Source organism: Vibrio sp. RC2502, assembly GCF_054850435.1.
The window spans coordinates 2042040-2061507 of sequence record NZ_CM141453.1; the positions used below are offsets into that span (position 1 = coordinate 2042040).

The window sequence follows — 19468 nt, forward strand, 5'->3', positions numbered from 1 at the left end:
AACAAAAAAAGCATCAGACGTTTCAAGCGCCTGATGCTTTCGTATTTCAATTCTACTGCTGTGAGAAGTTGATTAAGCTTGGAAGCTCAAAGGAATCTCAGCCAATTGGTTACCTTCGTTTGCAGGGAAGATAAGGTACTCGCCGTGGTATTTCACCATCGATTTGTAGTCCGTCACTTTATGCACCATAAAGCCCGCTTGCGCTGCTTTCTCAACAAACTCAGCATGGTTGCCACGCACAAACCAGCTCATTGGTTTAACGAGCAACTCGCCGTCGAAGCAGCTTTCGCATTGGTCTGCACACAGTGCCAAAGAATTTTGGCCTTCCGTGAAGATTTGGATTTTGCCACAACCAACCAATTGTTCAGAGGTAGAAACCTCCCAACCCGCTTGCTCCATTACGTCCAAAAAAGCTTCGACGTCAGAGTCTTTGATCACTTTTGAATCTTCACCTTCAGGGAAGAATTGCGCGTAGAAAGCAGAAATACGTTTGAAGATAAACAACAAACCAGCGTCGTTCCCCTTTGAACGACCCGCCTTTTGCCAACGAGTTAAGTCATCGCCGACCGTTCGACCAAAACGTTGAGATTTCAGAGCTTTTGTTACCCAACGAACAAGATAGTGGTTGTTCGCCACTGGCGCATTGGCCAACTTGCCAGAACGATGTTCCTGCTCCAGTTCATTCAGAGCAGAGTTAACCAAGTTTTGAATTTCTTTGGTGTAATTCGACATTACGCCTTTCTTCCTAAAGTCCAATAAAACAGTGCTGAAAGCACAGAACAAGCAAACATAACGATGATCATAGGCCACGCAACATTACCAGGTAGTGATGCCACCAGCGCGCCAACCAATGAGCCGATACCGAATCTTAACGTCCCCGCCAGAGACGATGCCGTACCCGCCATTGATGGGTAGCCACTTAAAAGCAGCGCCATCGCATTACTACCTATCGTCGACAATGTGCCGATAAACAGCACAACAAAAGGCACGATGCCCCACAGTCCGAAGTCCATTAACCAACTTACGAACAGACCAATGCCAGCCAAAAGTTGCACGAACAACCCAAAACGAAGCATGGCATGAGAGCCCACTTTTTTCACCAAACGACCGTTAATGCTGGTCATGATGATCATCGCCACAATGTTCAAACCGAATAAGTAACCAAATTGGTCAGGTCGAACACCGTATAAATCAATATAAACAAACGAACCCGCAGTTAGGAACGCAAACATCCCCGAAAACGAGAACGCACCAGACAACATCAAGCCCAACGCTTCAGAACTTGAACACAAACGGGCGTAGTTTTTTAATGTGGTGCGAAAACGCAGTGGTTGGCGGTTTTCTGGTTTTAGCGTCTCCGGAATTTTCCAGAACACCAGCAGAATGACAACCACAGCGAAAATGGCTAACACCCAAAAGATAGAGCGCCATCCAAACCAAATCGCAAGGTGACCGCCAATCATCGGCGCAACCAACGGGGCAATCGTGATAACTAATGTGACGAAAGACATTGCACGCGCAAAGTCTTCACGGTCAAACATGTCACGCACCACAGCTTGAATAATGACCGCCGCAGCCGCGCCAGCAAAACCTTGGGCGGTACGAACATAGGTTAACGCATCAATGCCGTTTGTGGTCGCACTCACCACCGCTGCTAATCCAAAGAAAAGCACACCCAAAATCAGTACAGGTCTGCGGCCAAAGCTATCGGCAAGCGGCCCATGAATTAACTGACCAATCGCAAAACCCGCCGTATAAGCCGTCAATGTAATTTGAACCGCACCAGGTGCAACGCCCAAATCTTTTGCGATGGTCGGCATTGCCGGTAGATACATGTCGATCGCCAATGGCGTTAACGCGCCAATTGCACCGAGCACAAGAAACAGTAAAAAACTGATTTGAGATTGGGGAGCGCTTTGAGCTTTTTCTGTCATTCTTTTACCTCTAGTTGTGTCCTTGCCATCAGCCATTTCTTTTCAGAAACTAGCAAGGATGCTTCTCGTACCATTGAAAACAAAGCACAGTGCTTTGCTGATTCAATTTTCGAGGATCATAAGGACGAATGTTTACCAAGGTGGCCTTGACGAGCTCGACATAGAAAAGCGCATGATAACGATGCATGTTCACCCGATAATTGCGCGCAATAAACCAAAGATGACAGCATGATTGATTCACTACGAACGGATGTTTCGCGAGAAAAGTATGCGTGAGCCTGTGATAAAACACCGCGGCATATCACTGAGGTTAAGCATGCATACCGAAATTGTCTAGGCACGAAAACATTTTGGTAGGAATCGTCATTTTGAGCCAATTCCTACCAAAAGACTAGTTCCTGCTAGGAACTAAAGAATTTCCGATAGCGACGATTAATTCCACACAGAATCCACTTCTTCTTGAGTCAGATAACGGTAATCACCCGGTTCTAGAGTGTCATCCAACACGATATCGCCGATTCGCTCACGATGAAGTAGTTCTACTTTGTTACCAAGTGCAGCAAACATGCGTTTCACTTGGTGGTACTTACCTTCAACGATAGTAAGCAGTACTTCGTTTTCTGCTTCATTCACGATCTCAAGGTGCGCTGGTAACGTCGCTTCGCGTTCGTTTCTCAACTCAATACCTTGCGCAAACTTTTCAACGTAATCAGGTTGAATCGCATCCGCTAGCCACACGCGGTATGTTTTTTCGCATTTGTGTTTCGGTGATGTAATACGGTGAGACCATTGGCCATCATCTGTAATCAACACCAAACCCGTCGTGTCCACATCTAAACGGCCAGCGAAGTGAAGGTTTTCGACTTTAGGTTCATCAAGCAATACAAAGGCCGTAGGGTTGTAACCATCTTCGTGTGAACAAACAAAATCCGCTGGTTTGTACAACATGATGTAACGAGGCCCAGGCGCACCGACTTCTCGGCCATCCCATTCCACAACACCACCTTCTGGCACTTTGAATGAACCACTTTTTTGTACTTCGCCATCGACGAGCACTTCGCCACTTTTGATGATCTTTGTTGCCTGCTTGCGAGTCGCACCCAGAGCATCACACAAATACTTATCTAAACGCATGAATACCTCATTGAATTATACCCAAGTGATCTCCGAATTACGGTTCAAAGGTCACTTGGGTATAAAAGTCAGGTATTATAGCCTTCCTAGTTCGAATAGTTGAGCAATTTCACATATTTTCATGTACACACTTCGCCCATATCAAGCTGACTCTGTTAAAGCCGTTATTCATTACTTTCGCAAACATTCCACCCCCGCAGTGATCGTACTACCAACTGGTGCTGGGAAAAGCTTAGTTATTGCAGAACTAGCACGCCTTGCCAAAGGGCGTGTGTTGGTTTTGGCCCACGTAAAAGAGCTGGTGGAACAAAACCACGCGAAATATGAAGGCTACGGTTTGAAAGGCGCCATATTTTCGGCAGGATTAGGAAGAAAGGAAACCGACCAACAAGTGGTGTTTGCCTCGGTGCAATCGGTAGTGCGCAATTTAGACTCATTCAAAAACCAGTTCTCACTTCTGGTTATCGATGAATGTCACCGTGTGCCAGACGATAAAAACAGCAGCTATCAAAAAGTGATTACGCACCTTCGAGAGCTCAACCCTGGCATCAAAGTTTTGGGCTTAACGGCAACACCCTATCGTTTAGGAATGGGATGGATTTATCAATACCACACCCGAGGTCAAGTACGCACCGAAGAGTCGCGCTTTTTCCGCGACTGTATTTTCGAACTGCCGATCCGTTACTTGCTTGACGAAAACTTCCTCACCCCCGCACGCATGATGGATGCGCCCGTTTTGTCTTACGACTTCTCGCAGCTGAAACCCGCTAATACCGGACGCTACAAAGAAGCGGAAATGGACATGGTTATCGACAAAGCCAAACGCGCCACTCCTCAGATCGTAGAGCAAATCATTCAATACGCGAGAGAGCGTAAAGGCGTGATGATCTTTGCTGCAACAGTTCGACATGCTCAAGAAATTCACGGCCTGCTGCCAGAAGGCGAAACCGCCATCGTCATTGGTGATACTCCAACACCAGAGCGCGATGCGATCATTCAAGCTTTCAAAAATCGCGAAATCAAATACTTGGTGAATGTCTCTGTGTTAACCACCGGATTTGACGCGCCTCATGTAGATTTGATTGCCATCTTGCGCCCCACGGAGTCGGTCAGCTTATATCAACAAATTGTTGGACGAGGTTTGCGTTTATCGGAAGGTAAAAATGAATGTCTGGTACTCGATTACGCGGGTAACAGCTACGATTTGTATCAGCCAGAAGTGGGAGATCCAAAACCCGACTCCACTAGCGAGATCATTACTATTCCTTGCCCCGCTTGCGGATTTAACAACAATTTCTGGGGTAAATTGGACAGCAATGGCTTTTTACTCGAACACTTTGGCCGACGATGCCAAGGTTACTTTGAAGATGAAGACACGGGCGAACGCGAACATTGTGGCTACCGTTTTCGTGCCAAATATTGCGGCGAATGTGGCGCAGATAATGATATTGCCGCTCGTATATGCCATGAATGTGATGCAACATTGGTCGACCCAGATAAGAAACTGAAAGAAGCACTGAATTTGAAAGACGCACTGATCTTCGAGTGCACAGAAATGGACTTGTCCGTGTTCAAATCAAATGACGGCAAATCACAGCTCAAAGTCACGTATTCGGGGGAACCATACCAAGGCGAAGGTCATGCGTTAGTTCATGAGTTTTGGTCATTAAACACCAAGAAACAGAAGCAAACTTTTAAAGACCAGTTTGTGCGCCCTCACCTTGCCGATAAACATCGCCCGTTTGAAGAAGCATCGCCTACACGAGTCGTCGCTAATCAACACCGTTTCCGTTTACCGCAGTTTGTCATTGCCAGAAAGTCTGGGCGCTTTTGGAAGTTGCGCGACAAGATTTTTGGAGATGAACTTAAATAACGCTCGATTCGCACCAATGAGTTTGCCAAGAGCAAAGTGAATGTGACTGAACCGACAGTTCACACGATGATTCACTTTCTGTTCATGTACAGCTAGATATAATTTTGCCAACTCTTCAGAAAAGGTTTTGCTATGTATAAACCAGTGACTTCTCAAAATCTTGCGTTGTTTTTCAGCCTCGCCCCGATGCTGCTTTCTGCACCAAGCTTCGCGCAGCAAAATGATATTTACACCACGCAAAATGGCCACGCCATCGTGCAAGATGTCGAAAAGCCCGGCACACGTATCGAATTTGATGAAGACCAGGATGAGGTCTACCGCGCCGTACAAAAAGGCTACATTCGTCCCTTCTCTGAGCTTTACGCGGCCGTCGAAAATGACCTTTATGGTCGCATCATCAAAGTCGAGCTTGAAGAAGATGACAATGAATGGGTTTACGAACTGAAAATACTCTTCAACAATAGTGTGTTGAAGGTCGAATATGACGCTGCCACATTGGAAATGTTGGAAGTCAAAGGTCGAAACTTCAATAAAGCTTTAAAACCACCACAAAACTAAATAATAAGAAACGCTGCCATGAAAATACTTGTTGTCGAAGATGATCCTCGTCTAGGCGAGCAAATTATCGAAACGTTGGAAAATAACGGTTGGGTACCTGAGCTATCACAAGATGGCATTGACGCGCTCTACCGAGCGACATCCGAAGAATGGGACGCGATTGTACTCGACCTTGGTCTACCGAAACTCGATGGCTTGACCGTTTTAAAAGGCATTCGAGATGAAAACATCAACACTCCGGTCGTGATCCTAAGTGCGCGTGACACCTTAACTCAACGAGTAGAAGGCCTAAACGCTGGCGCAGATGATTACCTGACTAAACCGTTTGAAATGGTTGAGCTTATCGCTCGTCTTCGCGCCCAACTGCGCAGAGCATCTGGTAACGCTTCTCCGGTCATGCAAATAGGCGATTTAAGCCTAGATACCAGAACCTCAAAAGTGATGTGGCAAGGCCAAGCAGTGAGCCTAACAGCGCTGGAATATAAAGTAGTCGCTTACTTTATGCATAATCCTGAAAAAGTCATTTCACGCACGGAGCTTGTGGAGCACATTTACAAGCAAGACTTTGATCGTGACTCCAACACGATTGAAGTATTTATCGGTCGTATTCGTAAGAAAATCGCCCCAAAAATCATCAAAACCGTGCGTGGCTTAGGGTATCAACTGAATGCCGAATAAGAACAAACTGCCGCTGCATGCCTTAAAGCGATTAAGTATCAAAAGCCGATTGGTGTTGGCGGCGGTTGTATGGCTCACCGCCATGATCCTTGCTGCGGGTGTCACCATTCCTACCCAAGTTTATAACTATATGGTGGACGACACGCGCTCCCAGCTGAGCATCTTTATGGATGAAATCGCCGCTCAATTGGAAGTCGATCATACAGGCCATCTTTCGTTAGCAGCTCAGCTGTCGGATCCTCGCTTTAGTCGCCCGTACAGCGGCTTATATTGGAGTGCATCGACAGACTCAAGCCTCGAACGCTCTCGCTCGTTGTGGGATAAAAGAATCGAGTATAAAGGACTCGATAAAGATGCTTATGGTGCAAGAGACGAAAAACTGATTACTCTGGAAAAAGCGCTATATCTACCCGACTACGATGGTCCAATTCATATCATCGTAGGTATCGACGAAGAGCCAATAAAAAGCACACTGCAAACCCTTATTGGTCAACTCTGGCTAATTCTAGGATTGTTGTTTGCTGGCGTTCTGACTGTCATTCTCTTGCAAATCGTTTGGTCATTGAGTCCACTAACTAAACTGCAAAAAGAGCTGGCAGAGCTCAAAGCTGGAAATAAAAAGAGTTTAGAAGAAACTTATCCGAAAGAAATTTCGCCGCTTATTTCTGACCTCAATGCTCTTCTTTTCCATTATCAGGAGTTACTGGAGCGTGCGCGTAACCACGCGGGTAATTTGTCACATGCACTCAAAACGCCGCTATCTGTGTTAAAAAATGAAGTGCAAACGCTAGAGCCCAAAACGCAAGCACGCTTAAACGCCCCACTCAACCAGATTCAAGATCACATCGACTATCATTTAGGTCGCGCTCGAATGGCGGGTTCCATGAACATCCTTTCTGTCAAAGCCAATCCAGCAGAGCGAGTGGATGCTATCTCAATGGCGTTCGATAAAGTCTATGCCGAGCGAGACATCACCTTAGTTAATGAGCTTGATTCTGAGTTGAATGTTGCAGTCGAAAAAACCGACCTCGATGAAATGATCGGTAACTTGCTTGAAAATGGCTATAAATGGGCAAATAGCATGATTCGCGTCCACTCTACTCAGGATAAGGATAGTATCCACCTGATTATCGAAGACGATGGGCCTGGAATCCCTCAAGCGCAATTAGGCCAAGTCATCAAACGTGGTGTCAGATTAGACGAAACAACGCCAGGTTCTGGGCTCGGTTTAAATATTGTGAGTGAAATGGCGCACAGCTATCGAGGCCAACTGGCTTTAGAAAAGAGCAAAATGGGTGGTTTAAAAGCCACATTAACGTTGCACCGTAGCCGTACTTAAAACAAATCACGAAAGACTCTTTTTCATCGGTAAACGCTACTCAAACCGATGAAAATAGAAGCGATACGAGCATTTTTCACGCTAAGTGATGAAAACCATCAACTTCGGATCCGCCAAATGATGTGTTTTTATTGATTTAGATACGATTTGGGTTGCCCAATTCTAAGTGGAATGATAGTATCCGCGCTCGCTTGAGCAGTTCCTGTTTCAAGCTTTACCACGAACAACAAGGTCGCATTGTTGATTGTGAACATTTGATTTTTACTAATTTGAGAGTAAATACTATGAAATTCGAAGCAGTAGTACGTACTGAACTAGGTAAAGGTGCGAGCCGCCGCCTACGTCACGCTGGCAAATTCCCTGCAGTTGTATACGGCGGTGAAGAAGCAGCAGTAGCTATCGTTCTTAACCACGACGACATCGTAAACCAAATGGACAAGCCTGAATTCTACGAAGGCATCGTTCTAGTTATCGATGGCAAAGAAGTTAAAGTTAAGCCACAAGACGTTCAACGTCACGCGTTCAAGCCAAAAGTTGAACACATGGACTTCATCCGTATCTAATTCCCTACCAAGGAATTAATCGGATTAAATCCAGACCTTTTGCATAAAAGATAATCGGATTTACCAACCGAGACATCTAAAAAATTTCAAAACCCCGGAGTCTTACCACCTCCGGGGTTTTACTATATATGGCATTTGATTTACGAACGGGCAATGTACTTCATTAAAGTGAGGTCAGTCAGCGTCATGCTATCAATGACTTCGGATTCTTCTTCCCCGGTACGCACAAAACCACACTTCTTGTAAAAGTTCAGCCCTTGATTATTGGTGTTCAGTGCTTTCAGACTAATCTGCATAACTGGCGTGGAGAGTAGACGTGTTTCGAGCTCATCTAACAGTGCACTTCCTGCCCCTTGCCCATAATGTAACGGCGAGACATAGCAACACGTTACCAACGCCGTTTTATCTTCACTGGTGTGGTTAGGCAACTCGTAACTTAAAAACCCGACGATTTCCCCTTGTTTCTCAACCACGATCAATTGAGCCAGTTGCTCCGTCATAACTCGTGTCCACATCCTTTCTCGGCGCTCAATGGTAAACTGCTCTATATAGCTTTGTGGCATTAACCCTTTGTACGCCACCTGCCACGAATCGACATGTATTTTAGCAATTTGAGCTGCTTCTTCTCTGACAGCATTCCTTACTGTGTATCCCATTACTTTCCTTTCTATTCATCCTGAGTAAATACGCGCAATCGGTTATAAGCTTCAAATCTGAAAGATTCGCACAACTTAATCGAAGGTGTATTTTCGATATTTACTCGGTATCTCACTTTACGATCTCGCGTTTTAACCTCCGCCACTAAGTGTGAAAGCAAGCGCTTACCGTACCCTTTTTCTCTCGCTTTAGGGCTAACCAGTAACGATAACGACTCAAATGGCTCCTTTCCTTCGTAGCAATATGACGCCAATGCCGCAACCAATTTACCCTCTTCTAAAATGCCATAGAAGAAGTGGCTATCGAGCTCGAAATCGGCTTTCTCAATATCTTCTGCGCTATTACTAAGTAAAAATTCGTCAAGCAACTCATTGTCAGATTCAATATACAAAGTGAAAACATCAGCATCTTTATTGAAGGTATTATCATTAAAGAAATGATAGTCGACGTCGTCATATTCGCAGAATAATTGCAGGTTATTTAATTTTCTCTCTAGCTCACTCGGCTGAAAATGTTTAATTTTATGCCAGAGATTTTCCGGACAGGATAAAAGAGTAAACGCATCAGATTGGAATAAATAAACAGCGGTGTGTTCGGAAAACCTTTTCCAAAATTGGGAGTCATAGTAATAACCGTTGTACGGTTTTTGACTGAGTTCAAACTGATTGCGCCAAGAGCAATCGATTTCTGCTGTTTTCGCAGATGATTTTATAAGCATCCCTACCTCTCTACCTTTGCAGTAGAAAATTATAACTATTTGTTTCGTAGGAACTTAGAAAAACATGAATTTGGCAAAATAATAACCAAACTTAGCGTCATACCTCACCAAAATGCGTATTGATTCACATAAACAACACGCATTCAATTAACTGCCTCACAAAAAATAGCTTAAGCCACATAAAATAAATGCTAAATACCAATTCTGTTTATTTATAGACGTAGTTTGCATGCTTATTAATTCGTATCTTCGATAGAAGTATAAATAAGAGATAGATCACTAAACTTTCACATTAATTCCGTATATTTCACGCCGTAACAATAACAAAATCACAAAGAAAGGATCCCTTATGAAGTTTTCCAAATCCCTTTTGGTACTTTCAGTTGGCGCTGCGCTAGTAGGATGTGGCTCAGACAGCGACAACTCTCCAGTGACTTGTGACACTGCTGATTCTTGCATTAAGTTCACAATTTTACATACCAATGACAACCACGGTCGTTTCTGGCATAACGAAGACGGCGAGTACGGTATGGCAGCACGTAAAACACTAATTGATCAAATGCGCCAAGAAGTCGCAGCAAATGGAGGCTCATCTCTACTACTCTCTGGTGGTGATATCAACACAGGTGTTCCAGAGTCTGACCTACAAGATGCTGAGCCAGATTTCTTAGGCATGAGTGATATTGGTTATGATGCAATGGCGGTTGGTAACCACGAGTTTGATAATCCTCTTAGCGTTCTTGAAAAGCAACGTGCCTGGGCAAACTTCCCAATGCTTGCTGCCAACATTTATGATAAAAACGGAGATCGCTACTTCCAACCTTACAAAATCTTTGAAATCGGCGACCTCCGTGTAGCTGTTGTTGGTATGACAACAGAAGATACGGCAAAAATCGGTAACCCTGAGTTTATCTCCGACTTGACATTTACCAAGCCTACGGAAGAAATGCCGAAGGTTATTGCAGAAATCAAAGAAACCTACAAAGATGACCCTGTCGATTTTATTTTCGCTACGACGCATATGGGTCACTATGAAAATGGTCAGCACGGTTCAAATGCCCCTGGTGATGTAGCAATGGCTAAAGCTGTCGAAGAAGGACAACTTGCAGCTATCTTTGGTGGTCACTCGCAAAACCCAGTTTGTATGGAACCTGATGGTTCAGGATATGCAGACTTCGAGCCAGGTGATGACTGTAAACCAGACCAACAAAACGGTACTTACATTATGCAAGCACACGAATGGGGTAAGTACGTTGGTAAAGCTGACTTCGAATACTATGACGGTAAACTTCACCTTTCTGGTTATGAGCTAGTTCCAGTAAACTTAAAACGTAAAAACGAAGTAGGTGAGCTAGAGTTCATTGGTACTGAAATCAAACCAGACCTTGATCTTCAAGAACGTCTTGAATATTTTCAAAGCAAAGGACAAGGTGAGCTAGATAAGGTAATTGCAAATTCTGATGGTAAATTGGAAGGTGACCGTGCTGTGGTTCGCTATCAACAAACCAACTTAGGTCGTCTGATCGCAACTGCTCATCAGGAAAATCAAAAAGCAGATTTTGCTGTAATGAACTCAGGAGGTGTTCGTGCATCAATTGAAGCGGGTCCGATTGCTTACCGCCACGTACTAACGGTGCAGCCATTTGGTAATACTGTAACAGTAGCTACCATGACTGGTGCTGAAGTCATCGATTACTTGAACGTAGTCGCTACGATGCAACGTGGCTCAGGTGCGTATGCACAACTAGCAGGTCTAAATATGACCGTAGACTGTACAGCTAAGCAAGTTGAAATCAGTAAGATCAACGGCAAAGATTTCGACGCAACAGCAACTTACAAATTTACCGTACCAAGCTTCAACGCAGCTGGCGGTGATGGTTACCCAGCGCTTAGCGTAATTAACACTGGTAACGTTGATGCAGAAGTAATGTACAGCTATCTAGACGCTCTCGATACAGTACAAGTAAGCAATTACGAACCTCAAGGCGAAATTGTCTACACTAACTCAGACAGCCCACTTGGTTGTGAAATCGCAGCTGAATAGTTAAAGGCATGTCAGAGTAACTCTAAGATTACCGGAGCCCAAGTGGCTCCGTTTTTTATTTTCGATAAATTGCTGATAATTCTCCACCTTCACAATCTGTTCAAAAATTGTTCATTTGTGTTATTGACGCCCCTGTGCTGGGCTTCTATGTTTGATAAGGTCTTTCAAATATGCAGGCTCATCGGCTAAATTTCGCGAGACATTTTTATTCGCATAGTCAATGATTCTGAGAAAGATGTGAATGGCGTTACAAACACTGCTCTCAAACAATTTGTCTTTGGACTTCAAACGATGGTGATGTGCCTCCACGCGCACGCCAATGAGCAGCGATCTGGACGTCAATGTGTTCAAACTGCTGCCATCGAGTTCTGGAGGTCAAAAATGAAACGAGCCAGCAATAGCTACAGACTCCAAATGATCAAAGAAGTGGTCATCCGCCGAGAACGTGAAGCATGTACCGACCCTATGGCAAGGTACATTCACCAGTTAATGGATGAGCTTCCAACAAGCAAATTAGAGGTTGAGCTCAACCATCGATTTGCAGGAAATCACTTTGACGAACAAGCGGGAGGCTGGGTTAGCGACCGTTGGTCGATGAAATAACGCCAATTACCGATTTATAGGGAAAAATGGATAGGAGATTCCCGGTTCTTAAAGGATACCTTGCCGGGCCGGGAATATGTAAAAAGCAGAAACAAGAACGATGGCGTGTCCGCACCTTAATTAGAAATGCTTCTAAAACAAATCTTGTTGAGGTGATGAATTATCTTGAAGCTGTTCTGGCTTCGTCTTCCCTGCCAACATCTTTCTTCTGTATCTTTGACGACACAACTTAATAACGTGCAACTGCTGAGCGGGGGTTAAGTTCAGCCAATTAAACCGTTCCTCTCTTTTTCTCATACACCCCTTGCAATACCCTTTTTCATCGGAGGTACATACTCCAACACAAGGGCTTGGGACAGTGAAAAATTCCAGTTGCTCCATACTATAAACGCTCTTTCCATGCTAGGGCGTGTTTGCCTAGTTTAAATAACTAAACGAGAAGATTACTCACCGACAAAATCTGTTATACACTTCGTTATGTCAAAAACATACGAAACCATAACCGTATGCTGACAAAAACAGTGTTTTATTACTTATACTTACCGCGTTTCTAAAAACGGAGTCTATAAAATGAAGCTTAGCCTAAAAACGTTAGTTACAGCAATCTCTCTCCCTGTTCTTATGACTGCTTGTGCTAGCAACGGTGATGATGTGAAAGAAATTACGGCTCAAGATTTACAGCACCACAACTGGGAACTTGTTCAAGTTGATGGTAAAAATATCGTTCTAGACGAAAACCAAAAAGCGGCTCGCCTAGAAATCGGTGAAAACCTAACAGCAAACGGCAATGCGGGTTGTAACAACTTCTTCGGTCAAGCTGAGCTGAAAAACAACCAACTACGCATCGAAAAAATGGGCATGACCATGAAGATGTGTATGGAAGAGCAAATGAAGATCGAAAATGCAATGACACAAACACTATCTAACTGGAGTGACATCACTCTAACTAAAGATGGTCTTGTTCTGAAAAATGCCGATCATGAATTGACGTTTACTCTACGTGACTGGGTAAATTAATCCCAAGTCAGTAAACAAAATCATTTTTAAAAGCAGCCAACTGGCTGCTTTTTTTATACCTAAATTACGTGCCCTACTTTATGAATCAATGCAGCTAAACTTTCTACTTCCAACTTCTTCATTACATTGGAGCGATGAACTTCTATAGTGCGAAGCGAAACACACAGTTGGTTCGCCATATCCTGATTTTTCATCCCTTTAACCACCAGAATCAGTACTTCTTTTTCTCTTCTAGTAAGGCTTTGAAGAGTTAGTTTTGCACTTTGTTTTTCTTGGTTTTTTAATGAACATTCCATAGCATTATCGATTGCCGCCACTAAAGCACTACCGTCCACAGGCTTTTGAAAAAAGTCCAACGCGCCTTCTTTTAAGGCCTCGACTGCCATTGGAATATCACCATGCCCAGTCAGATATATAACGCTGATTGGACTGCATTGATTACGCATTAGCAGGTGAAGCTCCTGCCCACGCATTTCTGGCATTCGGCTATCCAACAATACACATCCAGCTTGATGCAGATTCACACTCTGTAAGAAATCTTGCCCGTTTGAATAGACATCGACGCTATAACCATAACTTTCTAACATAAAGGCCATTGATTCTAAAACAGGCACTTCATCGTCAACGATATAAAGTGGGCAAAGATTACGACTCATTCTGAGCTTCCTGATATGGTAAAACGATAGTCACTTGGCACCCAGATGGGTCAATTGACCTAAAATTGATGGAACCTTGGTGCGCTTCAATTACATCGCGACAAATAGCAAGCCCTAGCCCTAGGCCATTTTCCTTCGTGGTATAAAAAGGCTGATCAAGAGGGGTATTTTGCTCTTCGATCCCGACCCCGTTATCCATGACATCAATGATGACAACGTCATCACAAAAGCTGATATGGAGATCAACAAACAACTCTTTTTGCGAAGTCGAATGAGCAAGACAGGCATCTTTGGCGTTATTAAGCACATTAATGATCACCTGTTGCAATCCGGTCACATCCGCATAAACGTTTTGTACCTCGCCAGAATACATCACACCTAGTTGGATATTGTGACGTTGGAACTCATAATCCACCAACTTCATTGCATCATTGATGACGGCAGGTAAGTCAACCCAGCTTTTCTCGATTGGCGTCCGGTGAATCAAACTACGTAAACGCTGCACTATGTCACTCGCAGACGTCACTTGTTGTTGAATTTTCTCTATTATCGGCAACATTTCCTCGGGTGTAGTGCCTTGCTCCATCCGCATCTTTGCACCTTGACTGTAGTTTTTAATCGCAGCCAATGGTTGATTAATTTCATGTGCGATACTGCTGCCTAATTCCCCCACAATCGTAATCCGTTGAGCGTGTTCCAACATGCTACTCTTACGACGTAAATCATTAAGGGTAGCTTTCAACTTTTCTCTACTACGTTTGAACGTCCACTCTAGCCAAAAGTGATAGATAGTCAGTAACACCAATGTTAGCAGCGCTGCGATAGCGACTGCTTGGTTTTTATGTAGCCACTCTTGAACTTTTTGCGCCCAAGGTTTCTGTAAGGGATGTAAGTCCAAATGCTTGTAGACTTTATCTACGTTAACGCTAGGCGCAGGTAGCGTCCAACCCACATTGTTGGCAGCAATAGCGGCTGGATGCTCTGCAGGCATTGCAAACAGGGTTTGTGCGACCTTTTGCCCAACATCTACCGGAGCACGCTCCGTCATGGCCATGGTCCAATTTGGGTACAGAGGAGTACTAACTGCGCAAACCGAATCAGCAGGCCTTCTTTCGTTGAGCACTCTCAAATTATGCAGCTCTATCTTGCCTTCGGCCGCCATGTTTTCCAGCGTACAAGCAGGAACAATTGCAACATCAATTTGGTCGTCGATCACATCGAGAATCAACTGATCGGTCGGTGGGCCAGTAAAATGGATTGTTTCAAAGAACGATGAGTTGAAATACCCAAGTTTGTCGAGCTCATAACGTAGAGCAAGAAAACCACCAAACGCCTTTTCTGATACAGCGGCGATACTGGCTTCATTGATGTCTCTCAGTGTTTTAAAAGGCGATTCTTCACGCACAACAACGACTGATGCTATCGACTTGTTCGGCACATTACTGTAAGCCGTTTTCTGCGTCGCTAGCCAGTTAATAGGGTACTCACGAGCGAGCTTAGTTGCCTGTCCTGGGCTCGTTAATATGAAATCCAACCAACCGTGCAAAAAGGCTTCTTCTAGTTGGTCAAAATCGTAAGTATGTAAGTTGAATTCATAGCTGGGGTTTTGTTCTTCCAACCATGTCATTGTGGGTTGCCAAGATTCTTTAGCGTGAGAATGCCCTCTCAATGCCAGCACACCTACGTCAAATGTTGTCCTATCAGACTGATGTTCTGCTTTGACTTGAGAAATACAGGTAAAACAAACAAATACGATAAAATAAAGGAGTTTTTGAAAATAATTTTTAGTCACTTAATAAAGCACAACGACAGCGTATTGGTTTCGCATTTTAGCACCGTTCCCCTCTCTAACTTTGTTGCTTTAGATCAATCCCACATCATTATTGTGGGAAACCACAATACCGCCTAACTATTGATTTCCTCAGAATGCCTTACCCACAAAGGGGTAGAGCGCATTTCCGCTTATTTTAAGCCATGAACACCAAAAATGATTAAGAAACATTCATGCCTGTACTCCCCCTTCAAAAGCATTCTATCTGTCGAAGCATCAAGGATTCGGCAGCAAAACTTTAAATTAAAATACGGAAGCAACTCATGAAAAAATCGACAATTGCGTTGGGTGTGTTGGCCGCTGTCGCAGCGGTTGGCTACTCAGCTTACAATACGATGTTCTCAGCTGAGGCTGTAATAGTGGATGCTGCTGCTCAAGAGCAGAAGTTCACACAATACGCTCACCCAGAACACTTCATTTCTGCACAACAACTGAAATCGCTGATGGATGGTGACAAAGACGTGGTTGTGATCGGTGCGCTAAACCCTATCAAACCAGATAGTCCTATTTCTGGTTCTTACACTATGTGGCGTAACGATTACTCAGCGACTGAAGACGCCTACGACTTCGGTGGTATGAGTAATAGCACAGAAGAAATGGAGACAATCCTAGGCAGCTTCGGCGCAACAACAGACAGCACAATCGTCGTCTACGCTGCGGGCTCACACCACGATGCTGCGCGTCTTTACTGGCAAATCCATAACCTTGGCCATCAAGATGTTCGTTACCTTGACGGGGGCTTGAACGCTTGGATGGGCGCTGGCTACCCAACTGGCTCTGCAAACCAAAGCGTTGCAGCGGTTGAATACAACGCACCTAACACACAACAAGAGAACAATGCCCTAGCAACGCTAGACATGGTTATCGCAGCGCAAAACAACCCTGATTGGGTGATCCTAGATACTCGCGGCAACGACGAGTTCAACGGTGAAGTTGCAGTTTCTGGCGCATACGGTCCGGGCACTATCCCAAGCAGTGTTCACATTAATTGGACCAAAGCGTTAAACGAAGACACGACGCTGAAATCAGCAGAAGAACTGCAAGCCCTTTACGGCGACATCATCAAAGGTAAGAAAGTTATCGCTTACTGCCAGTCTGGTGTTCGCTCTGCCCACACCACCATGATTCTTACTGAAGTATTAGGTGCAGAAGGCGTCTACAACTACGACGGCTCATGGATCGAGTACAGCCATGCTCACTACGAGCAAAAGAATCCTGAAGTGAACGTTATCAACGGCAAGAGCTAATCAACACGGAAACCGCAGTTAATGAATAATGTAATTTTTAGCCAAAAGCTATACGACACCGCGCAAATGATTGTCGATGGCTGTATGGGTGATGCCGATCCGGCATGTCAAACCGCATGTCCAATGCACACAGACGTAAAACAGTACGTTCGCATGGCTGGTGAAGGGAATTTCCAAGGCGCTTTGGATCTGATCCGCAGCAAATTATTCCTTCCTCAAACTCTTGGTCGTATTTGTGCCCACCCTTGTGAAGCATCTTGTCGTCGTAACACTGAGTTCGGTCAGCCAATCAGCGTTGCAGGCATCAAACGTTTCGTCGCAGAGAAAATGGATAACCAAGATCACTGGGATCTCAACATTGCCCCTATGACGAACAAACACATCGCGATCGTTGGTGCAGGCCCTGCTGGCGCGCAAGCGGCTATTGAGCTTCGTCGTCAAGGCCACGAAGTAACGATTTACGAAAAGCTAGACGTTTACGGCGGCATGATGCGTGTGGGTATCCCTGAATACCGTCTACCACGCGATGTTATCGATTTCGAATACAGCTACCTAGCGATGCTGGGTATCAAAACTCAGTTTGGCGTTGAGATCGGCAAAGACATTAGCTTCGACACTCTACGTAGCGAACATGATGCTGTGATTCTGGCTCACGGTGCACACGTCGGTTCGATCATCCCTTTGCCGGGTCATGACAACGATGGCGTGTTCTCTGCAGTTGAATACTTGAAAGAGATTTCTGAAACTCGCCAATTCCCACGAGCAGGTAAGCGCGTGATGGTTATCGGCGGTGGTGACGTTGCGATGGACTGTGCGCGTTCTTCATGGCGTATCGGTGCAAGCAACGTTTACCAATGTTCGCTTGAGAGCCTTGAAAACCTACCTGCAAGCCAAATCGAAATCGATGAATCGCTAGAAGAGGGTGTCGAGTTCAACGCAGGTTGGGGCCCAGTCGCTATTGAACATGAGAACGGCAAAGTAACCGGCATCACTATCAAGAAAGTCCTGTCTATCTTCGACAAGCAAGGCAACTTTGCACCTCAGTACAGCGAAGAAAGTAAAACCATCTCTGTGGATACCGTTGTTTTCGCTACGGGTCAAATCGTGGCAGATATTACTGACGGTGCACTAGAGCAAACTCGCGGTGGCCGTTACGTAGTCGATAAACAAACGTTAGCTTCTAACCTAGAAGACGTCTTTGTAGCCGGTGACGCATGTGGCGGTAACATCGTGATTGAAGCGATGGCATTAGGTCGCAAAGCAGCAATGAGTGTTGAGCGTTTCCTAACAACTCGCCCACTAACTGAAGACCGCGACTTCGAGCAAGAATACAGCTACTCATCTCACCTAGACGTACCACTACCAAAAGGTACGGTAGATATCCCTCGCCTACACGGTGAGTTACGTGACGCAGAAGAGCGTAAGCAAGATTTTGCACAAGTGGATTTAGGCTTTACTGAACAACAAATCAAACAAGAAGCATCTCGCTGTCTGCAATGTAGCTGCAAGCTATGTATGACCGAGTGCATCATGATGAACGACTTCAGCGACTGTCCAAAGACCATCTTCTCTGACTTCGTGAACAACAAGTCGATGGATCCATTGCTGGCTTACTCATGTAACGCCTGTGACCAGTGCACCATCGTGTGTCCGAAAGACTTCCCGATGAAGGAAATGTTCCTAGGCGCACGTGCTGACTTTGTTAAGGCAAACAATGGTGAATCACCAATGCCGGGTCATAAAGCGATCAATATGCACCAGAAACTGGGCTTCTCTAAAATCTTCACTATGGCAAAACGAGCGGTATCGACAAAATGAGTAATAAAGTATTTATGCCAGGATGCAGTTTGCCATCCTATTCACCAGAAGGCGTAGCGGCCATTGCGAGCTACCTAAAAGAAGTATTCCCAGAAATGGGCGCAGTACAGAAATGCTGTGGCAAACCGACCGCGGCTATCGGTCAAACAGAGAAGTTCAAAGAACGCTACGGCCAGCTTCAAGCAGACTTCGACAAGCTAGATGCACAAGAAGTCATCGTGGCGTGCCAAAGCTGCTACGGCATGATCAAGAAGTCTGGCGGCACACAAAAGCCGGTTTCATTATGGAAACTGCTTCCAGAAATCGGTTTGCCAGAAGCGCTACGCGGCAAAGCAAAAAACAGTGACGTGGTGTTTACCATTCATGATTCTTGTTCGACTCGCTACGAGAAAGAACTGCAAGACGGCATTCGCTGGATCTTAAACGAGCTTGGCTACAAAACCTCTGAACCAGAACACACACGTGAAAACACGCGCTGTTGTGGTTTCGGCGGCATGGTTGTACCTGCAAACCCAGACGTGGCAACACGCGTAATCAAGCGCCGTGTCGAAGAATTCGAGACAGACTACGTCGTGGTTTATTGCTCAGCTTGTCGTGCATCCATGATGGGTGTTGGCACGAAATCTTGGCACATTCTAGACCTGATGTTCGGCCCTGTGATCATGCAAGGTGATGAACCGCCAGTAAACGTACTCGCTAGCCCTGTAAAAGCTTGGTTCAACCGCTACAAATCAAAAGCGGGTCTGATCAAGTGTATGTCTGTGTAGCTATGTCTATGTAACTACGTCTTTGTAGCTA

At 44.9% G+C, this 19468-nt stretch carries 19 protein-coding genes; 11 read left to right on the top strand and 8 right to left on the bottom strand.

The features are described from left to right. Positions 1–72 precede the first annotated feature (72 nt). The 3 genes from ACYJZR_RS09555 to rsuA form a co-directional block, all read right to left on the bottom strand. Entirely contained in the window at positions 73–732 is a 660-nt protein-coding gene (locus ACYJZR_RS09555; RefSeq protein ID WP_005462414.1) for a DUF2913 family protein, read from the bottom strand. Next, a complete protein-coding gene (locus ACYJZR_RS09560; RefSeq protein ID WP_005462380.1) occupies positions 732–1934 on the bottom strand; it encodes a Bcr/CflA family multidrug efflux MFS transporter in 1203 nt (400 codons plus the stop codon). Before ACYJZR_RS09560 ends, ACYJZR_RS09555 begins: the two co-directional genes overlap by 1 nt. 432 nt (positions 1935–2366) lie before the next feature. After that, a complete protein-coding gene (rsuA, locus tag ACYJZR_RS09565) occupies positions 2367–3068 on the bottom strand; it encodes a 16S rRNA pseudouridine(516) synthase RsuA (RefSeq protein WP_020840423.1) in 702 nt (233 codons plus the stop codon). A gap of 121 nt (positions 3069–3189) precedes the next feature. Here rsuA and ACYJZR_RS09570 point away from each other — a divergent pair, with 121 nt between their 5' ends. The 5 genes from ACYJZR_RS09570 to rplY all read left to right on the top strand — a co-directional run bounded on the left by ACYJZR_RS09570 (position 3190) and on the right by rplY (position 8079). Further along, a complete protein-coding gene (locus tag ACYJZR_RS09570; RefSeq protein WP_140271753.1) occupies positions 3190–4941 on the top strand; it encodes a DEAD/DEAH box helicase in 1752 nt (583 codons plus the stop codon). A gap of 132 nt (positions 4942–5073) precedes the next feature. Beyond that, the gene (locus ACYJZR_RS09575) at positions 5074–5499 is read left to right on the top strand and encodes a PepSY domain-containing protein (protein ID WP_005495629.1); all 426 of its coding nucleotides are present in this window, start codon (positions 5074–5076) and stop codon (positions 5497–5499) included. An 18-nt stretch (positions 5500–5517) separates the two neighbouring features. Beyond that, positions 5518–6177, top strand: a complete 660-nt coding sequence (locus ACYJZR_RS09580; RefSeq protein WP_005478918.1) for a response regulator transcription factor — start codon at positions 5518–5520, stop codon at positions 6175–6177. After that, positions 6167–7516, top strand: coding sequence for an ATP-binding protein (locus tag ACYJZR_RS09585; protein WP_021484787.1), 1350 nt, complete (start codon positions 6167–6169; stop codon positions 7514–7516). Before ACYJZR_RS09580 ends, ACYJZR_RS09585 begins: the two co-directional genes overlap by 11 nt. A gap of 284 nt (positions 7517–7800) precedes the next feature. Continuing rightward, on the top strand, positions 7801–8079 hold the full coding sequence (rplY, locus tag ACYJZR_RS09590; protein WP_005378066.1) for a 50S ribosomal protein L25: 279 nt from the start codon (positions 7801–7803) through the stop codon (positions 8077–8079). Between the two features lie 140 nt (positions 8080–8219). Here rplY and ACYJZR_RS09595 read toward each other — a convergent pair whose 3' ends face one another. Both ACYJZR_RS09595 and ACYJZR_RS09600 read right to left on the bottom strand, forming a co-directional pair. Further along, a complete protein-coding gene (locus ACYJZR_RS09595) occupies positions 8220–8735 on the bottom strand; it encodes a GNAT family N-acetyltransferase (RefSeq protein ID WP_025499856.1) in 516 nt (171 codons plus the stop codon). An 11-nt stretch (positions 8736–8746) separates the two neighbouring features. Further along, positions 8747–9454 carry a GNAT family N-acetyltransferase gene (locus ACYJZR_RS09600; protein WP_406964900.1) on the bottom strand — a complete coding sequence of 236 codons (708 nt, stop codon included), beginning with the start codon at positions 9452–9454 and terminating at the stop codon, positions 8747–8749. Positions 9455–9803: 349 nt separating this feature from the next. Between ACYJZR_RS09600 and ushA the strand changes: the two genes are divergently transcribed. Together ushA and ACYJZR_RS09610 are read left to right on the top strand one after the other, a co-directional pair. After that, complete coding sequence (gene ushA / locus ACYJZR_RS09605; RefSeq protein ID WP_406964898.1) at positions 9804–11498, top strand: bifunctional UDP-sugar hydrolase/5'-nucleotidase UshA; 1695 nt, start codon at positions 9804–9806, stop codon at positions 11496–11498. Positions 11499–11879: 381 nt separating this feature from the next. Beyond that, positions 11880–12101, top strand: a complete 222-nt coding sequence (locus tag ACYJZR_RS09610; protein WP_005462330.1) for a hypothetical protein — start codon at positions 11880–11882, stop codon at positions 12099–12101. A 132-nt stretch (positions 12102–12233) separates the two neighbouring features. Here the strand turns inward: ACYJZR_RS09610 and ACYJZR_RS09615 are convergent, their stop codons facing one another. After that, complete coding sequence (locus ACYJZR_RS09615) at positions 12234–12482, bottom strand: DUF1289 domain-containing protein (RefSeq protein ID WP_020840419.1); 249 nt, start codon at positions 12480–12482, stop codon at positions 12234–12236. A 189-nt stretch (positions 12483–12671) separates the two neighbouring features. Here ACYJZR_RS09615 and ACYJZR_RS09620 point away from each other — a divergent pair, with 189 nt between their 5' ends. Then, a complete protein-coding gene (locus tag ACYJZR_RS09620) occupies positions 12672–13118 on the top strand; it encodes an META domain-containing protein (RefSeq protein WP_005462359.1) in 447 nt (148 codons plus the stop codon). 59 nt (positions 13119–13177) lie between these two features. Here the strand turns inward: ACYJZR_RS09620 and ACYJZR_RS09625 are convergent, their stop codons facing one another. After that, positions 13178–13774, bottom strand: a complete 597-nt coding sequence (locus ACYJZR_RS09625) for a response regulator transcription factor (protein ID WP_406964895.1) — start codon at positions 13772–13774, stop codon at positions 13178–13180. Then, entirely contained in the window at positions 13764–15566 is a 1803-nt protein-coding gene (locus tag ACYJZR_RS09630; protein ID WP_461715820.1) for a sensor histidine kinase, read from the bottom strand. Before ACYJZR_RS09630 ends, ACYJZR_RS09625 begins: the two co-directional genes overlap by 11 nt. Positions 15567–15868: 302 nt before the next feature. Between ACYJZR_RS09630 and ACYJZR_RS09635 the strand changes: the two genes are divergently transcribed. Genes ACYJZR_RS09635 through ACYJZR_RS09645 form a run of 3 tightly spaced genes read left to right on the top strand, consistent with a single transcriptional unit; the run spans position 15869 to position 19437 of the window. Then, positions 15869–16852, top strand: coding sequence for a sulfurtransferase (locus tag ACYJZR_RS09635; protein WP_005462348.1), 984 nt, complete (start codon positions 15869–15871; stop codon positions 16850–16852). 21 nt (positions 16853–16873) lie between these two features. Next, positions 16874–18670: an FAD-dependent oxidoreductase gene (locus tag ACYJZR_RS09640; RefSeq protein WP_406964892.1), complete on the top strand. Its 1797-nt coding sequence runs from the start codon at positions 16874–16876 to the stop codon at positions 18668–18670. Continuing rightward, on the top strand, positions 18667–19437 hold the full coding sequence (locus ACYJZR_RS09645; RefSeq protein WP_005478886.1) for a heterodisulfide reductase-related iron-sulfur binding cluster: 771 nt from the start codon (positions 18667–18669) through the stop codon (positions 19435–19437). Before ACYJZR_RS09640 ends, ACYJZR_RS09645 begins: the two co-directional genes overlap by 4 nt. Positions 19438–19468: the final 31 nt, after the last annotated feature.